At 67.1% G+C, this 22,276-nt stretch carries 16 protein-coding genes and 3 pseudogenes; 5 read left to right on the forward strand and 14 right to left on the reverse strand.

All coding sequences use genetic code 11. The annotated features are described in order from the left end of the window. The 6 genes and pseudogenes from P3W85_RS26610 to P3W85_RS26635 all read right to left on the reverse strand — a co-directional run. Window positions 1-386, reverse strand: a pseudogene (locus tag P3W85_RS26610) (hypothetical protein); the annotation flags it as partial. Between the two features lie 306 nt (window positions 387-692). After that, window positions 693-1,403 carry a DUF2968 domain-containing protein gene (locus P3W85_RS26615; RefSeq protein WP_017225001.1) on the reverse strand — a complete coding sequence of 237 codons (711 nt, stop codon included), beginning with the start codon at window positions 1,401-1,403 and terminating at the stop codon, window positions 693-695. A 215-nt stretch (window positions 1,404-1,618) separates the two neighbouring features. Further along, window positions 1,619-2,647 carry a DctP family TRAP transporter solute-binding subunit gene (locus P3W85_RS26620; RefSeq protein WP_276266954.1) on the reverse strand — a complete coding sequence of 343 codons (1,029 nt, stop codon included), beginning with the start codon at window positions 2,645-2,647 and terminating at the stop codon, window positions 1,619-1,621. Between the two features lie 139 nt (window positions 2,648-2,786). Beyond that, window positions 2,787-4,091 (reverse strand): TRAP transporter large permease, encoded by a 1,305-nt coding sequence (locus P3W85_RS26625; protein WP_276266955.1) that lies wholly within the window; start codon window positions 4,089-4,091, stop codon window positions 2,787-2,789. Continuing rightward, the gene (locus P3W85_RS26630; RefSeq protein ID WP_430869626.1) at window positions 4,088-4,666 is read right to left on the reverse strand and encodes a TRAP transporter small permease; all 579 of its coding nucleotides are present in this window, start codon (window positions 4,664-4,666) and stop codon (window positions 4,088-4,090) included. The genes P3W85_RS26625 and P3W85_RS26630 overlap by 4 nt, the downstream gene beginning before the upstream one ends. 379 nt (window positions 4,667-5,045) lie before the next feature. Then, window positions 5,046-5,831: an SDR family oxidoreductase gene (locus P3W85_RS26635; protein ID WP_017228855.1), complete on the reverse strand. Its 786-nt coding sequence runs from the start codon at window positions 5,829-5,831 to the stop codon at window positions 5,046-5,048. 347 nt (window positions 5,832-6,178) lie between these two features. Here P3W85_RS26635 and P3W85_RS26640 point away from each other — a divergent pair, with 347 nt between their 5' ends. Further along, a complete protein-coding gene (locus P3W85_RS26640; RefSeq protein ID WP_276266957.1) occupies window positions 6,179-7,858 on the forward strand; it encodes an electron transfer flavoprotein-ubiquinone oxidoreductase in 1,680 nt (559 codons plus the stop codon). 174 nt (window positions 7,859-8,032) lie between these two features. Here P3W85_RS26640 and P3W85_RS26645 read toward each other — a convergent pair whose 3' ends face one another. Further along, the gene (locus P3W85_RS26645; protein WP_276266958.1) at window positions 8,033-8,938 is read right to left on the reverse strand and encodes a flagellar brake protein; all 906 of its coding nucleotides are present in this window, start codon (window positions 8,936-8,938) and stop codon (window positions 8,033-8,035) included. A 337-nt stretch (window positions 8,939-9,275) separates the two neighbouring features. Here P3W85_RS26645 and P3W85_RS45605 point away from each other — a divergent pair. Beyond that, window positions 9,276-9,536: pseudogene (locus tag P3W85_RS45605) on the forward strand (FCD domain-containing protein); the annotation flags it as partial. A 122-nt stretch (window positions 9,537-9,658) separates the two neighbouring features. Further along, a complete protein-coding gene (locus P3W85_RS26655) occupies window positions 9,659-10,765 on the forward strand; it encodes an NAD(P)/FAD-dependent oxidoreductase (protein WP_276266959.1) in 1,107 nt (368 codons plus the stop codon). Here the strand turns inward: P3W85_RS26655 and P3W85_RS26660 are convergent. The 5 genes and pseudogenes from P3W85_RS26660 to P3W85_RS26680 all read right to left on the reverse strand — a co-directional run. Continuing rightward, window positions 10,693-11,933, reverse strand: a pseudogene (locus P3W85_RS26660) (MFS transporter); the annotation flags it as partial. The gene P3W85_RS26655 and the pseudogene P3W85_RS26660 overlap by 73 nt on opposite strands. 67 nt (window positions 11,934-12,000) lie before the next feature. Then, window positions 12,001-13,119, reverse strand: a complete 1,119-nt coding sequence (gene aroC, locus P3W85_RS26665; protein WP_276266960.1) for a chorismate synthase — start codon at window positions 13,117-13,119, stop codon at window positions 12,001-12,003. A gap of 150 nt (window positions 13,120-13,269) precedes the next feature. Next, window positions 13,270-13,989, reverse strand: coding sequence for a glutathione S-transferase C-terminal domain-containing protein (locus tag P3W85_RS26670; RefSeq protein ID WP_276266961.1), 720 nt, complete (start codon window positions 13,987-13,989; stop codon window positions 13,270-13,272). A gap of 58 nt (window positions 13,990-14,047) precedes the next feature. Then, on the reverse strand, window positions 14,048-15,946 hold the full coding sequence (locus tag P3W85_RS26675; RefSeq protein WP_017231195.1) for an MFS transporter: 1,899 nt from the start codon (window positions 15,944-15,946) through the stop codon (window positions 14,048-14,050). Window positions 15,947-16,171: 225 nt separating this feature from the next. Next, window positions 16,172-16,618, reverse strand: coding sequence for a CBS domain-containing protein (locus P3W85_RS26680; RefSeq protein WP_017231196.1), 447 nt, complete (start codon window positions 16,616-16,618; stop codon window positions 16,172-16,174). Between the two features lie 201 nt (window positions 16,619-16,819). Here P3W85_RS26680 and P3W85_RS26685 point away from each other — a divergent pair, with 201 nt between their 5' ends. Beyond that, on the forward strand, window positions 16,820-18,130 hold the full coding sequence (locus P3W85_RS26685) for an O-acetylhomoserine aminocarboxypropyltransferase (protein ID WP_017231197.1): 1,311 nt from the start codon (window positions 16,820-16,822) through the stop codon (window positions 18,128-18,130). Next, window positions 18,130-18,954 (forward strand): alpha/beta fold hydrolase, encoded by an 825-nt coding sequence (locus P3W85_RS26690; protein WP_017231198.1) that lies wholly within the window; start codon window positions 18,130-18,132, stop codon window positions 18,952-18,954. Before P3W85_RS26685 ends, P3W85_RS26690 begins: the two co-directional genes overlap by 1 nt. Before the next feature lie 332 nt (window positions 18,955-19,286). Here the strand turns inward: P3W85_RS26690 and P3W85_RS26695 are convergent, their stop codons facing one another. Together P3W85_RS26695 and hemDX are read right to left on the reverse strand one after the other, a co-directional pair. Further along, complete coding sequence (locus P3W85_RS26695) at window positions 19,287-20,477, reverse strand: heme biosynthesis protein HemY (protein ID WP_276266962.1); 1,191 nt, start codon at window positions 20,475-20,477, stop codon at window positions 19,287-19,289. A 3-nt stretch (window positions 20,478-20,480) separates the two neighbouring features. Continuing rightward, the coding region (hemDX, locus tag P3W85_RS26700) for a fused uroporphyrinogen-III synthase HemD/membrane protein HemX (protein ID WP_276266963.1) at window positions 20,481-22,276 on the reverse strand (1,796 nt) is incomplete at its 5' end.

Raw genomic sequence — 22,276 nt, forward strand, 5'->3', positions numbered from 1 at the left:
GCCGCCACCGGCGCGCTGCGGGCCACCGCTTGCGCGCCCTCCTGCGCGCCTGCCGGGAAAGCGGGTGCGGGTGCGGCTGCTGGCGGCGCCGATACCGATGCCGTAGCCGTAGCCGGTGCCCCGTTGCCAATGACCGAAGCGGTAACCAGCCACACCGCAAGAACGGCCAGCCCCCCGCCGAGTGCGCCGCTCGCCAGCCCCCCCTTGCGCGCCCGGCGCAGCGCGGCCGCGCGTGCGCGCGCCTGCACGGGTGCCGTGGCGGCGAGATGGCTCCTGACGGCTTCGGCGCGCATGGCCTCCAGTGCGTCACGCGTCTCGAAATTCGTGCCCCACGGCGGCGGCACGTTCTGGCCTACTAAAAACCTCGGGAAATTGGCATGGGACACGACTCACCTCCGAAACGCGATCGCAACGCAAGCTCGCCGGCCTGTCCGGGCAGAGCTGGTCAGCAAATGATCATAGCGAGGCGAGTGGAGCGCAGCCATCAGACAAATCTGATTCTGCGTCCGGAAATTTCAGAAGGGAACGGACGGCCCGGGCAAACCGGGCAGCGCTGCCCGTGCGGGACGCGCAGAGCCTGGGACGAGGCACGGCGGAGAAAGCGCTCGCCGCGCCCCCGGCGAGCCACCAAGGGAGCTGCCGCCGGCACCGGTCGACGCCGGCCGGCCGCTGCATGGACGCCTGGCGAGCGCTTAACGGCGCAGCGGACGATCGTTCGAGTTCGAGGGGACCCCGGGAATGGCCAGCCCGGCATCCGACAGCGAGGATTCCATGCGGCGGATCTGCTCCTGCAACTGCTCCAGACGCAGGCGCGAGGCACGGCTTTCGATTTCGGCGCTCTGGACTTCGATGCGCGACGCCTTCTGTTCCTCGGCGATACGCTGGCGCTGCGCCTGCATCACCCGCACGTCTTCGTTGAGCGCATTGGCGCGCGCCTCGGTCTCTTGCAGGGCCTTGTCGAACGCGCGTTTTTGCGAGGCCAGCACCTGGCGGCGGATATCGTCGCTGGCCCAGGCGGCGCTCTGCTGGGTCACCTGGCGGTAAGCCTGCTCCGCCGCCCCGATCGACTCGAAGCGGAACACCCGCCAGAGATTCTTCTGGTAGAACAACGCCACATAGCACACCACCTGGTCGTCCGCGAGCATCAGCGTGGTGCCGTAGTCGCCGTTGTAGCTGGTGCGCAGCTCGCGCACCGACCTGTCGCGCAGGCGCTGCTGCAGCTCCGACACCAATCCCAGCGAAGCAGCCGAAGCCCGCGGATTGCCGCCGACCGCCGTCAGCGGCGCCAGTGCTGCCGATGGCGGAACCGGCTCTGCCGCGGCGAATGCACCGGCGGCGGAAAGCGACAAGGTCAGGCCGGTCAGGCTGGCAAGCAAGGTGGCGCGGCAGGAATTGTTCAGCATAGCGTTCCGGCTAGGACGGGGGCGACGGGTTCAGGAAATCGAGCGGCGAGAATGTGCTCCGCACACCCCGCCGATCGCGGATTGTAACAAGCTAACCCAACCAAGGTCGGGTTTTGTCATCATTGACGACGATTGCGTTGCCAATCCAGCAACAAACCACCCGACGAGGGGGTACCACCTGCGGGCGGCCCCAAGCCGGCTGTCGCCCTCGCCGCCTAGCGCTTGGCGACCGACGCTTCGGCCTTGCCGACCAGGTCCGCGCCGATCTGCTTCTTCCACTTATCGTAGACCTTGGCCGTAGCCTTGCGGAAGGCATCGTGCTCGGCCGGCGTCAGCTGGGACACCTTGACGCCGTGGGTTTCCATGTCCTTCCAGGCCGGCGCGCCCGCCTCGACCAGCCCTTTGCGGGCCAGCGCGGTTTCCTGCTTGCCGGCATCGATGGCGGCCTGCCTGACGATCTCGCGGTCAGCCGGGGTCCAGCTTTCCCAGATCTGCTTGTTGACCACGAAAATCAGCGGGTCGGCCACATAGCCCCAGGTAGTGACGAACTTCTGGCCCACCGTGTAGAGCTTGGCGGCGGCAAACACGGATTGCGGATTCTCCTGGCCATCCACCGCGCCGGAAGCCATGGCCGGCTGCGCGTCGGCCCAGCTCATCTGGGTCGGGTTGGCGCCGAGCGCATTGAAGGTCTCGATATACAGCGGCGAGCCCACCACACGCAGCTTCATGCCCTTCAGGTCTTCCGGCTTGCGGATTTCCCGCTTGGAATTGGAGACTTCGCGGAAGCCGTTCTCGCCCCAGGCCAGCGGCATCACGCCAGCCTTGTCCAGGGTGGCGAAGATCGACTTGCCCACTTCACCCTGGGTCAGCGCGTCCAGCGCCTTGTAGTCGGGCATCAGGAACGGCAGCGAGAACAGGTTCAGCTCCTTGACCTGCGGCGACCAGTTGATGGTCGAACCGACCGCCATGTCGATCACGCCCTGGCGGATCGCCGAGAACTCGCGGGTCTGGTCGCCCGCCACCAGCGAGGTGCCGGGGTAGAGCTTGATATTGATGCGGCCGCTGGTGCGCTGGCGCACCAGGTCGGCCCAGATCTCTCCGCCCTTGCCCCACGGGAAGGCCGGGCCGAGCACCAGCGACATCTTGTATTCGGCTTTGTAGCTTTGCGCCATGGCGCCGGCAGGCGCAAGGGCGGCAGCGGCGATGGTGGCTGCCAGCGACAGCATCAGGGCACGGCGTTTCATCGGACTCTCTCCTCTTGGGATATGTTGTGCGTTTCTTGCTTCTTGTGTGTTGCGTTGCGCGCGATGCGCAGCATGACCCATCGCGCTATCCTGCACTGCGGGCGGCGGCTTTCCCGCTGCCCGCAGTTGTCCGGCAGGGTCAATAACCCAGGTAATCCGGCAGCCAGGTGGCCAGCGGCGGATAGGCCAGCACCATCAGCATGGCGACGAACATGGCCAGCAGCATCCAGATCACCCATGGCACGGTCTCTTCCATGCGCACGCGCGCGATCCGGCACGAGACCATCAGGTTCACGGCCAGCGGCGGCGTGAACTGCCCGAGCGCCACCTTGAGCGTCAGCACCACGCCAAACCACACCGGGTTCCAGTGGAAGGCATTGGCGATCGGCAGCAGCAGCGGCACGAAGATCAGGAAGATGGAGATGCCGTCGAGGAACATCCCCACCGTCATCAGCAAGGCCACGATCAGCGCCAGCACGCCGTACTCGCCCAGCCCCGAATGCGCGATGGCATTGGCCAGCGGGTCGATCACCCCAAGCGTGGACAAGGCATAGGCAAAGATGCCGGCCAGCGCCACCACCAGCAGGATCACCGCGGACGTCTCGGCGGCTTCCTGGAAGATCACGAACAGGTCGCGCATGCCGATGCTGCGGTAAATCACGATGCCGACGAACAGGCCGTACACCACAGCCACCACGGCCGCCTCCGTGGGCGTGAACCAGCCCGCGCGCATGCCGCCCAGGATCAGGAAAGGCGCGACCAGCCCCCAGGCTGCCTCGCGCAGGCTCTTCCAGAATGGCGGACGCGGCAGGCCGGCCTCGATCGCACCCATATTGTGCTTGCGGGCGAGCCACACGGCCGGCACGATCAGCGCCACGCCAGCCAGGATGCCGGGGATCATGCCGGCGGCGAACAGCGCCGGCACCGAGGCGCCGGGCACCAGCACGCTGTAGATGATGAAGGCGACGGAAGGCGGGATCAGGATGTCGGTAGCGGCGGCGGCGCCGACCACGGCCGCGCTGTACGCGCCCGGATAGCCGGCGCGCGACATCGCCGCGATCATCACGCCGCCCACCGCGGCCGCGTTGGCCGGGCCGGAGCCCGAGATGCCGCCCAGGAACATGGCGACCAGGATGGCCACCAGCGGCAGCATGCCGGGGCCGCGCCCGACGATGGCGATGGCGAAGGTCACCAGCCGCTGCGCCACGCCGGAGCGGTCGAAGATCGAACCGACCAGCACGAACATCGGGATCGCCAGCAGCGGGTACTTGCCCAGGCCGGCATAGAAATTCTGCGGCACGGCCAGCAGGCCGAACATCTGGGTGTCGAGGTTGGACAAGCCGATCGCAACCAGGCCGCCCAGGCCCAGCGACACGCCGATCGGCACGCCCAGCAGCATCAGGCCGATAAAGACCGCGAACAGGATGATGGCGACCAGGGTCATGGCGCGGCCTCCGGAGCCGCGGCGCCGCCCGCCCGTTCGGCATGCAACGCCCTGAGCGCACGCAGGTTGCGCGCCGCCACGCCCAGCGCGCGCAGCACGATGGCGGCCGACAGCAGTGGCAGCCAGACCGAGTACCACCAGCTCGGCACCCCGATGCCGGGCGAGGTCTCGCCAAAGGTGTATTCATCCCACGCGATGCGCGCGCCCAGCACCGCCAGCGCGACGAACATCGCCGCCACGGCCAGCGCCGACAACACCGCAAGACGCCGCTGCCGGGCCGCGCTGCCGCGCTCGAAGAAGAATTCGATGCGGATATTGCGGTCGCGCGCCACCGCGGCGCTGCCGGCCACCAGCGCCAGCACGATCATCAGGAAAACGGAGAATTCCTCGGTCCAGGCAAAGGACTCATCGGTGAAATACCGGACCACCACGTTGGCAAAGGTGATGCACACCAGCAGCGCCATGACGATCACGCCGACCCAGTCCTCGAGCCGCGGCGAAACCCTGAAACCGCTTTCCTGGCCGCCTTCCCGGTCATTTCCCAATGACTGGCTGGCGCCAGTCTCGTCCGGCATGGCCGCGATTTGTTGCGGGTCGGCGTCGCGCCGTCCCTCCCGATCTGCTTGCATCTCCCCGGCCTCCGGTCCGGTCCGCGCGGCGCTTGCGGCCGTTCGCGGATATTCTTTGAATTATGTAAAGACTTAATCTCAAGACATGGGGATTATGCCAAGACTGCGGCTCACGCGGGAATTTTTGCTCGCTTCCACGCCGCGCAGTACACGGGCGCACGCCCTACCGCGGCCCGCGCCGCCAGGCTGCCCGGCAAGCCGCCGCGCACGTCACGCCCAAGGGGACCGGATAAGCCCAGGGCCAACGCACAACGCGCCCTGCCCGCGCTTATGGCGCGCGGCGGGGCGGACTTGCCTGCATGCGGGCGCAGCGGCCCGCAGCCGCCTACACCATGCCGTCGTCGGCGGTGATGATGGCGCCGTTGATGAATTGCGACTGGTCGGACGCCAGCAGCAGCAGCAGGCCATCCAGGTCCTCGGGCTTGCCCACGCGCTTGCGCGGCAGCATCTGGATCAGCTTCTGGCCGGCGTCGGTGTTCCAGTGATGGTGGTTGATATCGGTATCGATATAGCCGGGGCAGATGGCATTGACATTGATGCCATGGCGCGCCCATTCCAGCGCCATGGCCTTGGTCATGTGCACCACCGAGGCCTTGCTCATGCAGTACACGCCGATCTGCGACAGCACCTTGAGCCCGGCCACCGAGGCGATATTGACGATGCGGGACTGCGGCAGCGGATTGCCGTTCTTCTCGGCCCCCTTGGCGCGTGCGATCATGCGCTTGGCCACTTCCTGCGCCACGAAGAATGCGCCCCGCGTATTGGTGTCGAAGACGAAATCGAAATCGTCGGGCGTCACGTCCGTCAGGCGCTGGGTGGTGGACACGCCCGAGTTATTGACCAGGATATCGATCGCCCCGGCCTCGGTCTCGGCATGCGCCACGGCAGCGCGGATGCTGTCGGGATCGGTCACGTCGAGCCGCACCACATGGGCGCTGCCCCCTTCGGCCTCGATCGCCGCACGCAGCTCCTTGAGCCGTTCGGTGCGCCGCGACGCCAGTATCACCTTGGCGCCGGCGGACGCCAGCACGTGGGCAAAACGCGTGCCCAGACCGCTCGACGCGCCTGTCACCAGCGCAACCTTGCCTTCCAGATTGATCGACAATCCCATATTGACCTCTATGTTCGGGAACCCCCGGCGGCGCCTGCCATGGCCGCGTTCACCGGGTGCTCCGCACGAAACTGCCCAGGCGAAATGGAAGGCAGCATATCAAAAAAAAGAACGGTCGTTCCAAAAAAAATCTTGCCTGACCATGGCGAGTCCCGGACAATGCCGGAGATTCTAAGAACTCGGGCCGCAAAGGGAAAGAGGAAAATCGCGCAGACCGCCGCCATCGGCGCCGCCGGTTTCCGATCCCTTGCCCCCTTGTTCCCCCCGATCATCGCATTCCCCGTATCACCGGACACGGCATTTCCCACAATTGCGCGCAAGTTGCCAAGAATAGAGGGTTAGAGACAATGAATCAGCAACAGCTCCTGGAGCAATACGGCCCCCGCGAGGCCATGGAATACGACGTGGTCATCGTCGGCGGCGGTCCCGCCGGCCTGGCTACTGCCATCCGCCTGAAGCAGCTCGCCCAGGAGAAAGGCAGCGAAGTCAATGTCTGCGTGCTGGAAAAAGGCTCCGAGGCCGGCGCCCACATCCTGTCCGGCGCCATCATGGACCCGCGCGCGCTGAATGAACTGTTCCCCAACTGGAAGGAACTGGGTGCCCCGCTCAACCAGCCGGTGACCGAGGACAAGTTCCTGTTCCTGGACGAAACCGGCGGCAAGGGCGCCCCGCTGTTGCCCGAATGCTTCCAGAACCACGGCAACTACATCGTCAGCCTGTCCAATTTCGTGCGCTGGCTGGGGCAGCAGGCCGAAGGCCTGGGCGTTGAGATCTTCCCCGGCTTCCCGGCCGCAGAGGTGCTCTACAACGACGACGGCTCGGTCAAGGGTGTGGCCACCGGCAATATGGGCATCAACAAAGAAGGCGAGCCCACCGAAAACTTCCAGCTCGGCATGGAGCTGCATGCCAAGTACACGATCTTCGCCGAGGGCTCGCGCGGCCACCTTGGCAAGCAGCTGATCGCCAGGTTCAAGCTCGATGCCGGCAAGGATCCGCAGAGCTACGGCATCGGCCTGAAGGAACTGTGGGAGATCGACCCAGCCAAGCACCAGCCTGGCCTGGTAGTGCACACCGCCGGCTGGCCGCTGGACCCGGCCACCTATGGCGGCTCCTTCCTGTACCACATGGAAGACAACAAGGTGGCGGTGGGTTTCGTGGTCGGCCTGGACTACACCAACCCCTGGCTCTCGCCTTTCGAGGAATTCCAGCGCTTCAAGACGCACCCGGAGATCCGCAAGTACTTCGAGGGCGGCAAGCGCATCGGCTATGGCGCGCGCGCCATCACGGCCGGCGGCCTGCTGTCGCTGCCCAAGACGGTATTCCCGGGCGGCGCCCTGGTCGGCTGCGATGCGGGCTACCTGAACGCCTCGCGCATCAAGGGCAGCCATGCCGCCATCAAGACCGGCATGATGGCCGCCGAGGCCGCGTACGAAGCGCTGCAGGCGAACCGCCAGCACGACGAACTCACGGCCTACCCGACCGCCTTCGAGAACAGCTGGCTGCACAAGGAACTGCTGCAGTCGAAGAATTTCAAGCAGTGGTTCAAGAAAGGCCGCACCACCGCCACGCTGATGACCGGCATCGAGCAATGGCTGCTGCCCAAGCTGGGCATCCGCAACCCGCCCTGGACCATCCACCGCGACAAGCCGGACCATGTCTACCTCAAGCCGGCCGCCGAGTGCCAGCAGATCGTCTATCCCAAGCCGGACGGCAAGCTGACCTTCGACCGCCTCAGCTCGGTGTTCATCAGCAACACCAACCACGAGGAAAACCAGCCGGCCCACCTGACGCTGAAGGATGCAAGCGTGCCCGTCAACGTCAACTGGGACAAGTTTGCCGGGCCTGAAAGCCGCTACTGCCCTGCCGGCGTATACGAGTTCGTGCAGAACGACGACGGCAAGGAGCGCCTGCAGATCAACGCGCAGAACTGCGTGCATTGCAAGACCTGCGACATCAAGGATCCCACGCAGAATATCGTGTGGGTGACGCCGGAAGGCGGCGGCGGCCCGAACTACGTGAATATGTAAGCCGGCCCCAGGGCCAGCTAGACGCAGAAGCGGCACCCGATCCGGTGCCGCTTTTTTTGTCTTCTCGGGCCCGCAGGCGGGAGGTCGCTGGCAACACCGGCGAATGCCGGTAGCGCGGCCTGGCGTCCGGCAACGCCAAACGCGCCCCCTACCTGGGCGGCACAGCGCCAGGCTTCAGCCCGGGACCTGCATGCTGGCACTGGCCAGCAACTGTTCGTAGATAAAGCACTGCAACAGCGTCAGCTCGCGTTCGCCGAGCATGTCGAAGGCGACGCCGAACACCGGGAAATCGGCATCGGCCGGTGCCGGCAACGGGCTGCGCGCCACGCCGTCGACCATGATCTCGCTGTCCAGAGCGGCGGTGCGCAGGTGAAAGCACAAGCGTATCGGCGTGCCGGGCGCCGGCACCGGCCCTGCAAGCTCGACCTGCGCACCGCCGGTGCTCAGGTCTGTCAGCAACACCAGCCGGGACGGCTGGAGGGGGTACGCGGCGTCGGCCTGGGCCCCGTCCGGCGCCTCGTCCGCCGCGCCGCCGCCGGGATCCACCAGGTAGGCAGCCAGCCGGGTCGGCACGCGGGCCGCCTTGCGCACCGGGATCTGTTTCAACTCCGCGGGTGCCGACAAGACCAGGTAACGGAACGGACTGCGGCAGATCGCGGTCACGGTGGACTCGAAACTGAGGATGGCGTGACCGGAGAATCCGCGCAGCAGGATGGTCTCGCCAGGCTGGAGCTGCAATTCCTTTCCGCCCAGTTGCGGCCAGGTCACGAACAAGCCCTGTTCGACGAAACCGATCAGCCGGCTGGCGGCGGCACGTCCGACCTGGCCTTGCGACTTGATCTGCAGCAGCGTGCCGACCTGCAGCCCGAGCGGCCCGACGTGGGCCGGCCGGGCGCCTTCCGCCTGCTCACCCGGCTCGCTGGTGGGACGGCACACGGCGCCATGGCGGAAAACCAGGGCGATATCGCGCTCTTCCGGGATCACGCTGCCGCTTCCGAGCACAAGGTTTCCGCCCTCGTCCAGCAAGGACCAGGGCAAGGGTTGCCCGACCGGGAGATCGTTGGGTGTGAGTGCAATCATGGAAAGAGAGCGGTGTGCGCCCACCTGCGGGGCATGGCGGATCCAACGGCGGCCGCGGGACGGAAGTCCCCCGGCCACCACCTGGCGAGGCGCGCAACACGGGGCACGGCTGCATGAACCCGCCGGAACGCCGCGCGGGGCCGACGGCCATGCGCGTAGTCCGGCAAGAAGCTGCCGCAAGGTACCGTGTGAATAGCGCATCGCATCTGGCTTGCTATCGGCGCATTCACGGCAAACCTTGAGCACGAATCCCGCGCGGGCTGGCCCGCGCCTTGACGCCGGGCCGGTTTGCTCACAGAATTTTGCCGAAATCTGTCTGACAGGCTGCCAAACCAACCCATCCAGCCAGGTATGGCGCATGCTCGGCGCGCCGCAAGGCGGCCCTACCCTGGCCCAGCTGTTCGAACTGCGTATGGTGGTGGAATGCGCTTGCGCGGGAATGGCCGCGCAGCGAGGTAGCGGCAACGACCTGCAAGCCATTCGCGCCGCGCTGGCGGACATGCGCCGGCATGCGGAGGATTTCGCCAGCGCCGCGGCCGCCGGGCCTTTCCGCCATGCCATCGTGCAGGCAGCGCACAACCCGTGCCTCACCGGCCTCGGTCAGCCCCTGAACGCCGCAGCTGGCGTTGGGCTAGCCTTGCCACACCAGGCGCAAGCCAGCCGCAGCAGTCACCGCCGTCCCGGCAACAACGGAAAACAGCAAAGAACAAGAGGAAGACAATGGAGCAAGTGGATTGCGTAGTGATCGGCGCGGGCGTGGTGGGCCTCGCCGTGGCGAGGCAACTGGCCCTGCAAGGCCGCGAGGTCATCATCCTGGAAGCGGAGAACACCTTCGGCACCGTCACCAGCGCGCGCAACAGCGAAGTGATCCATGCCGGCATCTACTATCCGGCGGGCTCGCTCAAGGCGGCGATGTGCGTGCGCGGCAAGGCCATGCTGTACGACTACTGCGCCTCGCGCCACATCAGCCACCGGCGTTGCGGCAAGCTGATCGTGGCCACCACCGACGCCCAGGTCGCCACACTGGAGAGCATCCGGGCCAAGGCCACCGCCAACGGCGTGCATGATATGCAACTGCTCGGCCAGGCCGAGGCGCAGGCGCTGGAGCCAAACCTGCGGTGCCGCGCCGCCCTGCTCTCGCCCTCCACCGGTATTATCGACAGCCATGGCCTGATGCTGGCCCTGCTGGGCGACGCCGAGAACGCCGGCGCCATGCTGGCGGTGCAGTCGCCCGTAGCAGGCGGCGCCGTCACGCCGGATGGCATCCGGCTGGACGTCGGCAGCCAGGATGACGCGGCCGGCACCACGCTGCTGGCCCGTACCGTGATCAACTCGGCCGGGCTCACGGCACCGGCGCTGGCACGCAGCATCGAGGGCATGCCGGCCGGACAGGTGCCGCCGCAGCACTACGCCAAGGGGTGCTATTTCACGCTGGCAGGACGCGCGCCCTTCTCGCGGCTGATCTATCCGGTGCCGGAAGCCGCCGGGCTGGGCGTGCACCTGACCATCGACCTCGGCGGCCAGGCACGCTTCGGCCCCAATGTGCGCTGGATCGACGAGATCGAATACAGCGTCGACCCGGCCGATGCCGACAGCTTTTATGGTGAAGTACGGAATTACTGGCCGGAACTGGCCGACGGCGCGCTGCAGCCGGGCTATGCCGGCATCCGCCCCAAGATCAGCGGGCCGGACGAGCCGGCGGCGGATTTCCGCATCGATGGTCCCGCTACCCACGGCGTACCTGGACTGGTCAACCTGTTCGGCATCGAATCGCCTGGGCTGACCTCCTCGCTGGCGCTGGCCGGGTACGTGGCAGGCCTGGTCTGAGCACGCCGGCGCCCGCCGCCCGTCACCGCGCGGCGGCGGCCTCGGCAGCGGCTTCCGTACGGAAGGTCATCAGCGCGCACAGCGCACCGCCGGCCGCCGCCAGCGCGGCCAGCCCGAAGGTATGGGCCGGGCCCAGCGCCTTCCAGGTCCAGCCCATCGCCAGCCCGCCCAAGGTACCGCCAAGGCCATAGGAAAGGCCGGTGTAGAGCGCCTGTCCGCGGCCTTGCAACGGGCCGGCAAACCAGCGCTGCAGGCGTTTCAGGCTGGCACTGTGATGCGCACCGAAGGTGGCCGCATGCAGCACCTGCACCAGTGCCATCAGCCACGACAGCTTGGCAAGATATCCGGTCAGGCCGAAGCGGATCGCAGCCAGCACAAAGGTGCCTGTCAGGATGGCCCGCAGCGGCACGCTGCCAAACAGGCGCCCCTGGTAGAAAAAGAAAACAATCTCCGCGACCACGCCGATGGTCCACATCACGCCGATGGCGAACTTGCTGTAGCCAAGCTGCTCGAGATAGAGCGAATAGAACACGTACAGCGCGGCGTGGGCAAACATCATCAGGAAGGCCGAGCCGAAGAACCACGCCACGTCGGGCCGGCGCAGCAAGGGCAGCGCGGGCGGCGGCCTGACGCGCGGCCCTTCCTCGGGCGCGTCGCGCATGCCGAACACCACCACCAGGAACAGCGCCAGCATGCTGCTCGCCAGCCACGGGAACATCTCCATGCCGAATTGCTCGAACAACGCCCCGCCCAGCAGCACGGCCGCGATGAAGCCGGCCGAGCCGAACATGCGGATGCGCCCGTAGCGGTGGTCAAAGGCGCCGTAGCGGCGCAGCGTGGAGATGGTGAGCGCGTCGCCCAACGGCGACATGGCGCTGGTGATCAGGTTCAGCCCGATCATCATCGCCATCATGCCGCCGTAGCTGGTCACGCCGGGCACCATCAGGAAGGCCAACAGGGCCGTGACGGCAGCCAGGCGCAGCAGGCGCACCCGGGTATGCATCACGTCCGACAGCCAGCCCCAGAAATACGGGCCGACGATGCGGCTGACCTGGAAGCATGCCATCAGCACGCCGATCTGCACCGGGGTAAAACCGCGCCCGGCGAAGAACAGGCTTACATAGGGGGAGATGACGCCGACATAGCCGTAATAGCCGAGGTAAAACAAGCCAAAGCGCGTCTCGGAGACGCGCCCGGCAGCCGGGGCATGGGCGTGCGGTTCCGCCTGCGCCAACTCAGCGCGACTGGCTGGACTGCGGTGACTGGGCAGGAATGCGCGGGGTATCGACCTTGACGTCGCCGCACTGGGCACGGTGGCGCAGCGCGTGGTCCATCAGCACCAGTGCCAGCATGGCTTCGGCGATGGGGGTGGCGCGGATGCCCACGCAGGGATCGTGGCGACCGAAGGTCTCCACCGTGGCGGGCTGACCTGCCTTGTCGATGGATTCGCGCGGGGTGCGGATGCTGGAAGTCGGCTTGATCGCGATCGAAACGGTCACGTCCTGGCCGGTCGAGATGCCGCCCAGCATCCCGCCGGCGTTATTGCCGCGGAACCCTTCGGCGGTGAGCTCGTCGCCATGCACGCTGCCGCGCTGGCTGACGCTGTCAAACCCGGCACCGATCTCCACGCCCTTGACGGCATTGATGCCCATCATGGCATGGGCGATATCGGCGTCGAGCTTGTCGAACAGCGGCTCGCCCAGGCCTACCGGCACATGGCTGGCCACCACCTCGATGCGCGCGCCGACGGAGTCGCCGTCGCGGCGCAGCGCGTCCATATAGGTTTCCAGTTCCGGCACGATCTCGGCATTGGGGGCGAAGAAGGGATTCTGCGGCACTTCCGTCCAGTCCACGAAGGGCACGCGGATCTCGCCCAGTTGCGACATATAGCCCCGGATCTCGGTGCCGTATTGCTCGCGCAGCCATTTCTTGGCCACCGCCGCCGCCGCCACCACCGGCGCCGTCAGGCGCGCCGACGAACGGCCGCCGCCACGATAGTCGCGGATGCCGTATTTTTGCCAGTAGGTGTAGTCGGCGTGCCCCGGCCGGAAGGTCTCGACGATATTGCCGTAGTCCTTGCTGCGCTGGTCGGTATTGCGGATCAGCAGGCAGATCGGCGTACCCGTGGTCTTGCCCTCGAACACGCCGGACAGGATCTCGACCTGGTCGGCTTCCTGGCGCTGCGTGACGTGGCGGGAAGTGCCCGGCTTGCGGCGGTCGAGATCGATCTGGATATCGGCCTCGCTCAGTTCCATGCCCGGCGGGCAACCGTCAACCACCGCGCCGATGGCCGGCCCGTGCGATTCGCCGAAAGTGGTGACAGTGAAGAGCAGGCCGAGGGTATTGCCGGACATGATGGGGAACCGCGGAGGGCGTGATAATTGGAGAACGGGCTACATTGTAAGGCTTTTGCCGCCCGGCTGGCCCGGCCCTGGCGAACGGCGGCACGGCGCCGGACAGCCAGCACCCGCCGCGGCACCGCCCTCAGGCCGGCACCGGCAACGTCAGGCCGCCTGCGCGGGCGCCAGGCCCGGGTAATACCGGGCCTGCATCCGCGCGACATAGGCGACCAGATTGGGATGGGACTCGGCCGCCGTGCGGATCGGCGTGTCGAACAAAGGGCACAGCGCGCCGGCCATGAAGGCAAAGACGGTGGCGTCGGCGCCGCAGGGCTTGTCGCCCATCAGGTAAGGCTGCCCGCCCAGCACATCGGCCACGGCCGCCACGTCCCGGCTGGCGATCGCGGCTAGGTCGGCCGGGCTATGGCGGCCAAGGCCCTGCGTCCACAGGATGCGACGGATCTTGGCGCGCACGAAGCGCATCGCCAGCCCCCGCAGCGGCCAGGGCACGGAGCGGAAGAACGTGGCCGGGCCCCGCGCGAAATTGGCGTCATGGTTCCAGCGCGCGTCGGCCACCGCCCAGTAGAAGTTGTCTTCCAGCATCTTCTCCACCGCCCAGGCGGTACCGCGCTGGGCGGGCGTCAGCCCGTCGTCCAGGTCGACGTGATAGGTCTTTTCCAGGTGCCAGCGGATCAGCGTGGAATCCGCCACCACACGGCCCTCGTCGTCGAGATAGGGCAGCTTGCCCTTGGGCGCGCGCCGCAGGCCGCCGCGCTCGGCGCGGTACGGCAGCCCCGCGAGCTTGAGCAGCATCTCGGCCTTGGTGACAAAAGGACTGGCATCGGGCAGGCCGAATGCCGGCCCAAAGGTATAGAGCGTGATCATGGTTGCCGACTCCTTTCGCTCGGCGATATCAGGCTGGCCCGGCGACGCGGACGGCGCGTCAGCGCCATTCGCCGCGCAGGCCCTGCACCACCTGCTGCAGGCTTTCCGGCGTGGCAAGCTCCGGCGCGATCGGGTCGCCTACGACCAGCTCGAGCCGGTTGAGGATGCCGCGCCGGAACGGACGCGACATGGCCGACCCGCCCTTGCGGGAAAAGAAGCTGCCCCACAGCCCGCGCAGCGCCATCGGCACCACCGGCACGGGGGTGCGCCGGATGATCTGCTGCACGCCTTGCTTGAACGGGTTGAGTTCGCCGTTTGCCGTGATCTTGCCCTCGGGGAAGATGCAGACCAGGTCGCCCTCGCCGAGCGCCCGCGCCACTTCGTCATAGGCGCGCGCCAGCATCTGCGGATCCTCGTGGGCCGGCGCGATCGGGATCGCCTTGGCCTGGCGGAAAAACCACGACATCAGCGGCACCTTGAAGATGTTGTGGTCCATCAGGAAGCGCACCGGGCGCGGGCTGGCGGCCATCAGCACCACTGCGTCGGCAAAGCTGACATGGTTGCACACCAGCACCGCCGGGCCTTGCGCCGGAATGCGGTCGGCGTTGACGCGCTGCAGGCGGTAGACCGTGTGCACCAGGATCCAGGCGATAAAGCGCAGCAGGAACTCCGGCACCAGGCTGTAGATGTAGATGGCCACCACCGCGTTCAGCAAGCCGACCACCAGGAACAGCTGCGGGATGCTGAAGCCTGCCTGCGTCAGCGCCACCGCCAGCAGCGAGGAGCCGATCATGAAGAAGCTGTTGAGAATATTGTTGGCGGCGATGATGCGCGCCCGGTGGGTCGGCGCGCAGCGGCTCTGGATCAGCGCGTACAGCGGCACGCTGTAGAAACCGCCGAACATCGCCAGCAGGAACAGGTCGGCCAGCACGCGCCAGTGGCGTGGGTCGGCGGCAAAGCCGGCGAGCCCCGACAGTTCGGCATGCTGCTCGCCGTGGCTGGCCAGGAAGAGATCGATCGCAAATACCGTCATGCCGATCGAGCCGAACGGCACCAGCCCGATCTCGACGTGGCGCCCGGACAGCCGCTCGCACAGCAGCGATCCGGTGCCGATGCCGAGCGAGAACACCGCCAGCAAGAGCGTCACCACGTTCTGGTCGCCGCCCAGCACGTCCTTGGCGAAGCTGAAAAACGAGGTCAGGAAGGTGGCGCCCAGGAACCAGAGCCACGAAATGCCCAGCAGGCTGAGGAACACCGTACGGTCGGTGCGCGCCAGCTTGAGGTTGCGCCAGGTCTCGGTGAAGGGGTTCCAGTTGATGCGCAGGTCCGGCTGCGGCGCCGGCGAATCCGGCACGCGCGCGGACACCAGCCGGCCGGCCAGCGCCAGCAGCACGCAGGCGCCGCCGACATAGAACGGACCGACGATCCGTTCGCCGTGCGTGAGGCCGGCCAGCTCGCCGCCCAGCAGCGTGCCGAGCAGGATGGCGACGAAGGTGCCCATTTCCACCAGCCCGTTGCCGCCCACCAGCTCGGTCTCGTCCAGGTGCTGCGGCAGGTAGGCAAACTTGACCGGCCCGAACACCGTCGAGTGCAGCCCCATCAGGAAGGTGCCCAGATAGAGCAGGGCCGCGCTGTGCAGGGCAAAACCGGCCAGGCCCAGCAGCATGATGCCGATCTCCAGCGTCTTCACCAGCCGGATCAGCTTCGATTTCTCGATCTTGTCGGCAATCTGCCCACTGGTCGCCGAGAACAGCACGAAGGGGGCAATAAAGATGGCGGAAATCAGGAACGCTGCACTCTTGGCGTCAACCCCTTCGAACAGCGCGGTATGGTAGGTAACCAGCGAAGTAAAGGCAACCTTGAACAGGTTGTCGTTCATGGCGCCCAGGAACTGGGTCCAGAAGAACGGGGCAAAGCGGCGCTTGCCGAGCAGGCGGAATTGGTTTTGTTGGCTCATTTAGGCAGGAATAGGTGACCCCGGCAAGCCGGACGGGCTTGCTGGCGCCCGGCGGCGACGTCGCTGGCAAGACGCTACCACAGCCGCGGCACGCCATGGAAAGGGATTCTTGCGGCACCTTGCATATTCATCACGACCGCACCCGCCTTGCCGGAGCACGCCTTGGGTCCGGCCGCAGCGGGATATCGGCCCCGACGCGACCCGGCCCTCGCCCCGGCAGGAGGCTCAATCGGTCTTTTCTTCCGGCCAGTCGCGGATATAAGCCTTGAGCATGCGGTTCTCGAAACTCTGCTCTTCCACCACCGCCTTGGCCACGTCATAGAAGGAAATCACACCCATCAGGGTACGGTTGTCCAGCACCGGCAGATAGCGGGTGTGGCGCTCCAGCATCATGCGGCGGACCTCGTTGACGTCGGTTTCCATGGTGCAGGTGAGCGGCGCGTCGTCCATCACCTTGCGCAGGGTGGTGGTGCCGACGGCACCGCCGTTGGCGGCCAGGGTCTTGATGATCTCGCGGAAGGTCAGCATGCCTACCAGTTCGCCGTATTCCATCACCACCAGCGAGCCGATATCGTGCTCCGCCATGGTATTGACCGCGAGCAGCAGTGACGTATCCGGCTTGACCGTAAAGAGCGTGTTGCCCTTGATTTGCAGGATGTCGCTGACTTTCATGATGGCCTCCGCTGGCTGAATCTGCTGTTTTGCTATTTGTTGCCCGCCGCTGCCGGCACGGCCTGATGCGCCGATCCTAGCCGAAACCAGCCGCCCAAGTAAAGCGCGGGCCGCGCCAAAACTGCCGGAGCGGTTTGCCATGCGTGCCGGCGGCAGCGGATGCTACGATGCGCACCGGAGACAACTCTTGCCCTTGAAGCCATGTCCGGTACCCGATTCGACACACTCGCGCTGCATGCCGGCGCCGCCCCCGACCCCGCCACGGGGGCCAGGGCCACGCCTATCCACCTGACGACCTCCTTCGTCTTCCGCGACAGCGAGCATGCTGCTTCGCTATTCAATATGGAGCGCGCGGGCCATGTCTACTCGCGCATTTCCAACCCGACCGTGGCCGTCTTCGAGGAGCGCGTCGCCGCCCTGGAGAACGGCGCTGGCGCGATCGGCGTGGCCTCCGGCCAGGCCGCGCTGCACCTGGCGGTGGCCACCCTGATGGGCGCGGGCTCGCACGTGGTGGCGTCCAGCGCCCTGTACGGCGGCTCGCACAACCTGCTGCACTACACGCTGCGCCGCTTCGGCATCGAGACCACCTTCGTGCAGGCGCGCGACATCGACGCCTGGCGCGCGGCGATCCGGCCGCAGACCAGGCTGCTGTTCGGCGAGACCCTGGGCAATCCCGGGCTGGACGTGCTCGACATCCCGACCCTGGCCCAGCTCGGCCAGGAGAACGGCATCCCGCTGCTGGTGGACTCCACCTTCACCACGCCCTACCTGCTCAAGCCGTTCGATCACGGCGCCGGCCTGCTCTACCACTCGGCCACCAAGTTCCTGGGCGGCCACGGCACCACCATCGGCGGGGTCCTGGTGGAAGGCGGCACCTTCGACTTCGAAGCCTCCGGGCGCTTCCCCGAACTGTCGGAGCCGTATGCCGGTTTCCACAACATGGTGTTCACCGAGGAGAGCACGGTGGCGCCCTTCCTGCTGCGCGCCCGCCGCGAAGGCCTGCGCGACTTCGGCGCCTGCCTGAACCCGATGGCCGCCTGGCAACTGCTACAGGGCATCGAGACGCTGCCGCTGCGCATGGCCCGGCATGTGGAGAACGCGCGCCGCGTGGTGCAGTTCCTGGTGTCGCACCCGATGGTCGAGTCGGTCGCCTATCCGGAACTGGAGTCCCACCCGGACTACGAACTCGCCAAGCGCCTGCTGCCGCGCGGCGCGGGCGCCGTGTTCAGCTTCAACCTCAAGGGCAACCGTGCCGCGGGCCAGCGCTTTATCGAAAGCCTGGCGCTGTTCTCGCACCTGGCCAATGTGGGCGACGCCCGCTCGCTGGTGATCCATCCCGCCTCCACCACGCACTTCCGCATGGACGCCGCGGCGCTGCAGGCGGCCGGCATCGGCGAAGGCACCATCCGCCTGTCGGTCGGCCTGGAAGACCCGGACGACCTGATCGACGACCTCAAGCGCGGCCTCAAGGCCGCCGAGCGCGCCATGAACGGCAAGGGAGGGCAAGCCTGATGGAACTGACGATCGCAGGCCGCAAGGCCTATGCCTATACCGGCGGCAAACCCTTCGATCCCGCCCTGCCCTGCGCCGTGTTCGTGCACGGCGCGCAGAACGACCACAGCGTCTGGGCCCTGCAGACGCGCTGGTTCGCCCACCACGGCTTCAGCGTGCTGGCGGTGGACCTGCCGGGGCACAACCGCAGCGAGGGCGAGCCGCTCAAGACGGTCGAAGCCATGGCCGACTGGGTGATCGAACTGGTGCGCGCGGCCGGCGTGACCGCCCCTGCGCTGGTGTTCGGGCACAGCATGGGATCGCTGATCGCACTGGAAACCGCGGCGCGCCACCCGGACGCGGTGCGCGGCATCGCCCTGCTTGCCACGGCCTATCCGATGAAGGTCGCCGACACCTTGCTCGATGCGTCGCTCAACCGCGTGGACCAGGCCATCGCCATGGTCAACGCCTGGTCGCACTCCAGCCTCGCCAACAAGCCTTCCTCGCCGGGCCCGGGCTCGTGGATGCAGGGCGGCAGCCAGCGCCTGATGGAAAGGGTGGCGCAGCGCAATCCCGAAGGCCACGTCTTCCATAACGACTTCTCGGCGTGCAATGCCTACGCCAACGGAGATGCCGCGGTGGCGGCCGTGCGCTGCCCGACGCTGTTCATCACCGGCAGCAAGGACATGATGACCTCGCCCAAGGCCGCGCAGGCACTGGCGGCAAAGATGGCCTCGGCCAGCACCGTCACGGTGCCCTGCGGGCATGCGCTGATGGGCGAAAAGCCGGACGAGGTGCTGGATGCGCTGGCAGCGTTTGCGCGCAAGGCGGTGGCTGCGGGTTGAATGCCTCGGCATAACGAGCGCCCACCCGCTCCCGCAGTCGGGGAGCAAACCGACGCAAGACAATGACATGTGAGGCCCGTACCGGGCCACACCCACGGCGATGCGAAGCGAGCCGTGGCGATACGACTCCCCGAAGGGGAGGTGAAACTACCTTTGACTTTGAAGTTAGAGGCCGTTTCAAAATGAAGCGAAGCGGTCCTGGCTAGGCGCGCGGCCACAGACAGGACAACGGGTACGGCAAGGCCGCGCAACGACGCCAGAATCATTTCTGAAACGGCTTCTTGGGCAGTGAAGCCTTTGACGTGGCAGTCAACCCCACAAGCAACAAACCCTCACGCCGCCAGCATGGCACTCTCCCGATAATGCCGCTGCGCCTCCTCCGGCCTCTCGGTTTCCTCATACAACCTCGCCAACGCCAGATGCGCCCTGACCCGCAACCGCTTCTGCAAATCCCCATCCGCATACTTCAGCGCCCGCTCGAAACTCGCCTGCGCCTTGCCCCAGAGCTTCTCGCCCAGGCACAGCATGCCCAGCGTGTAATACAGGTCCGCATCCACCGGATGCTGCGCCAGCCATTTCTCGGCCTGCTGGATCTGCGGCAGCGCGTGGCCCGGCTCGGCGCACTCGGCATAGCGCAATACCAGCCGGCTATCCCAGTTGACCTTGAGCGCGTCCTCCACGATCTTGCGGGCCTCGTCCTGGCGGCCAAGCGCGGCGAAGTAACGCGCAGCGGGTTCAGCGATGCGGGCCGCGCGGCGTTCGTCGGCAGATAGCGAGCGCCAGAGATCGTGCAATGCCTCGCTGTCGTGGCGGCGCTCTTCCAGCAGGGCTTCGCAGGCCATCTGCTTGAGGCGCAGCGCGAGCACCGGATGCAGGGCGTTGCGCTTCTCCAGCGAGCGCGCCAGGCGCAGGACTTCAGCCCAGTTCTTCAGGTGCTGGTGCGCGCGCAGGGCGATGCGCTGCACATGGATCTGGCGCGAGCCCTGCGACTGCAATTGCGCGATGGTTTCCAGCGCGCCTTCGGCGTCGCGCGCGTCGACCAGCAATTCGGCCATCGACACCAGCCGCGCCTGTTCGCGCTCGGGATCGGTGACCTGCGCCATCCAGGCGTCGCGGCGCTCGGTTTCCTGCATGCGGTGCGCCGCGCGCGCGCCGATCAGCGCCGCGGTCTGGGCCTGCTCGGGCCAGGCCTGGGCCTCGCGCGCCGTGCGCTCGGCGCGGGCGAAGCGTCCGGCGAACAGGTTCTCGATGGCCTCGCGCAAGGCTGCCTGCGCGCGGTTCATGCGGCTGCGTTCGCGGTAAGCCGCCGCGCGTGCCGGCATCTCGGACAGATGGCGCACGGTGGTGAGGATGGTCCAGACCACGAAAAACGCCAGCAGCAGCAGGGCCAGCGCGAGGTTCAGCGAGAGCTCGACCCGGTATGGCGGGTAGAACAGGACCACATTGCTTTGGTTGAATTGCGTAAACAGCGCCAGCCCGACCGCGCCGCCAAACAGGATCGCCACCCAGAAAAGAAGCCGCATGCGCTACTCCTTCTTGAGCGCCTGCAGCGCGCCGAGGCTTTCCGCCATGGTGGGCAACTGCACCGTCACGGCACCGGCCTGGGCCTGCTTGAGCAGGGTCAGCACGGCCTGCACGCGGCGCGACTTGGTATCGAAATAGCGCCCCAGCATCGCCTGCGCGGCCGCCAGGTCGTTGCGGAACACCGGCTCGTTGCGGGACAACAGCGCCAGGCGCGCATTGAGCAGGCGCAGCTTGACGTTCTCGCGCAGGAACCAGCCCTGGTCGCCGGTCAGCAGCAATGCCTGGGCATCGTCCACGCGCCGGATGCGGATGACCTGCATCAGCTCGTCGCGCACATTGCCCCACAAGCGGCCAAACCAGTTGCCGACCGCATTGCCGGCCGACGCGGCTTCGTCCTTGACGCCATTCCTGGTGGGCTTGCCGGCCCCTGCCTTACCGGCCTTGCCGGCGGCCTCGGCCTTGGTGTCCGATTTGCGCGCATCGGCCTCGCTGCGCTCGAGCATGCGTTCGCTGGACAGCAGCGGCAGCGTGTCCACCTGGTTGATGGCCTCGTCAAGCTTGATGGCCGCGCCGGTCAGGTCGGTGTCGGGCACCGCCTTCATGCGGGCGATATCGCGCGCGATGGCCCGGCGCAGCAGGTTGTACTGGGGCTTGTCGGTACGCGCCAGGCGGGTGTCGGCGCTTTGCAGCGCGGCGAGAGCGACCTGCACATTGCCGGTCAGCTGCAGTTGCTGCCCCGCATTGGTCAGCAATTGCTGGATCTCGGCGATCTCCCAGTCGTCGCGGTTGCGCATCAGGTCCTGGTAGACCTGTTCCAGCGCGGCCTGCTTGTCGCGCGCCTCGCCCACCTGGCCGTCCAGCGCGCCGACCTTGGCCTGCAGTTCCTTGACGGTGTCCTGCGCGTTGCGCGACAGCACGCGGGTTTCCTGCACCAGCGCATCGTTGCTCTGCTGGCGCCGCGCCAGCTCCTGGGTCAGGTGATCGACGCGCTGCTGCAACCACCAGAAGCCGCCGCCAATGGCGAGGATCAGCAGGATGAGCAGCAGCCACCATGGATTGAGCCGGGGCGTAGCGCGTGCGGGCAGCGAGGCGCCGGCCCCGTGGGGCGGGCTGGCAGCGGGAGGGGAGGTAGTGTCTTGCGTCACGCGATCGACCTTCGTTGACGTTGCTGGCGGTGAATTGACGGGTTGGACCGGCGGGGGCGACGGAGCCGCCGCCGGTACGGAAACGGAGGCCGCGTCACCTGCCGGCGGCAGCGCGACCGGCATCGGCGCCGGCGGACCGGCATGCGCCTGGGCCCACTGGCGGCAAGCCGCCAGCAGCCCCTCGTCGCCCGGCGCGGCACGCAGCAATTGCGAAAACCCCAGGGCGGCGGCCTGCTCGGCGATTCTCGCATGGGGCGCGATGCACTGCACCTGGCGCAGGCAGGCCAGCTCTTGCGGGCTGAGCGCCTGGCGCGCCAGCGCATCGAGATTGCGCACCGCTTCGGAACTGGTCAGCAGCCAGGCCTGTGGCGGCGCGCCCGGCTTGAGCCCGTCGCGCACCGCTTGCCACTGCATGCTGCCCGGCGTGGGGATGGAACGCTGGTAGGCTTCGACGGCGCACACCTCGGCGCCCGCCGCACGCAGGCGCTCCGCCAGCCAATCGCGCCCGCCATTGCCGCGGACGATCAGGACCTGGCGCCCGTTCAGCGCATCCGCGCCGAACTGGGTTTCGAGCTGCTGCCACAGGGCTTCGGAATCGAAGCGGGCCTCAAAGCCATTGCCTGCATCGGCGCCATCGGCCTCAAAGCCATTGC

The organism is Cupriavidus basilensis, from assembly GCF_029335485.1.
Taxonomy (GTDB): Bacteria; Pseudomonadota; Gammaproteobacteria; order Burkholderiales; family Burkholderiaceae; genus Cupriavidus; species Cupriavidus basilensis_E.

Bases quoted from the DNA above. Each gene is read 5' to 3' on its own strand.
- P3W85_RS26640 (WP_276266957.1), top strand. From the start codon at position 6,179: ATGAATCAGCAACAGCTCCTGGAGCAATACGGCCCCCGCGAGGCCATG.
- P3W85_RS26630 (WP_430869626.1), bottom strand. From the start codon at position 4,666: ATGCCGGACGAGACTGGCGCCAGCCAGTCATTGGGAAATGACCGGGAA.
- P3W85_RS26620 (WP_276266954.1), bottom strand. From the start codon at position 2,647: ATGAAACGCCGTGCCCTGATGCTGTCGCTGGCAGCCACCATCGCCGCT.
- P3W85_RS26645 (WP_276266958.1), bottom strand. From the start codon at position 8,938: ATGATTGCACTCACACCCAACGATCTCCCGGTCGGGCAACCCTTGCCC.
- P3W85_RS26695 (WP_276266962.1), bottom strand. From the start codon at position 20,477: ATGCGGCTTCTTTTCTGGGTGGCGATCCTGTTTGGCGGCGCGGTCGGG.
- P3W85_RS26690 (WP_017231198.1), top strand. From the start codon at position 18,130: ATGGAACTGACGATCGCAGGCCGCAAGGCCTATGCCTATACCGGCGGC.
- P3W85_RS26615 (WP_017225001.1), bottom strand. From the start codon at position 1,403: ATGCTGAACAATTCCTGCCGCGCCACCTTGCTTGCCAGCCTGACCGGC.
- P3W85_RS26670 (WP_276266961.1), bottom strand. From the start codon at position 13,989: ATGATCACGCTCTATACCTTTGGGCCGGCATTCGGCCTGCCCGATGCC.
- P3W85_RS26685 (WP_017231197.1), top strand. From the start codon at position 16,820: ATGTCCGGTACCCGATTCGACACACTCGCGCTGCATGCCGGCGCCGCC.
- P3W85_RS26625 (WP_276266955.1), bottom strand. From the start codon at position 4,091: ATGACCCTGGTCGCCATCATCCTGTTCGCGGTCTTTATCGGCCTGATG.
- P3W85_RS26675 (WP_017231195.1), bottom strand. From the start codon at position 15,946: ATGAGCCAACAAAACCAATTCCGCCTGCTCGGCAAGCGCCGCTTTGCC.
- P3W85_RS26680 (WP_017231196.1), bottom strand. From the start codon at position 16,618: ATGAAAGTCAGCGACATCCTGCAAATCAAGGGCAACACGCTCTTTACG.
- P3W85_RS26655 (WP_276266959.1), top strand. From the start codon at position 9,659: ATGGAGCAAGTGGATTGCGTAGTGATCGGCGCGGGCGTGGTGGGCCTC.
- P3W85_RS26635 (WP_017228855.1), bottom strand. From the start codon at position 5,831: ATGGGATTGTCGATCAATCTGGAAGGCAAGGTTGCGCTGGTGACAGGC.
- aroC (WP_276266960.1), bottom strand. From the start codon at position 13,119: ATGTCCGGCAATACCCTCGGCCTGCTCTTCACTGTCACCACTTTCGGC.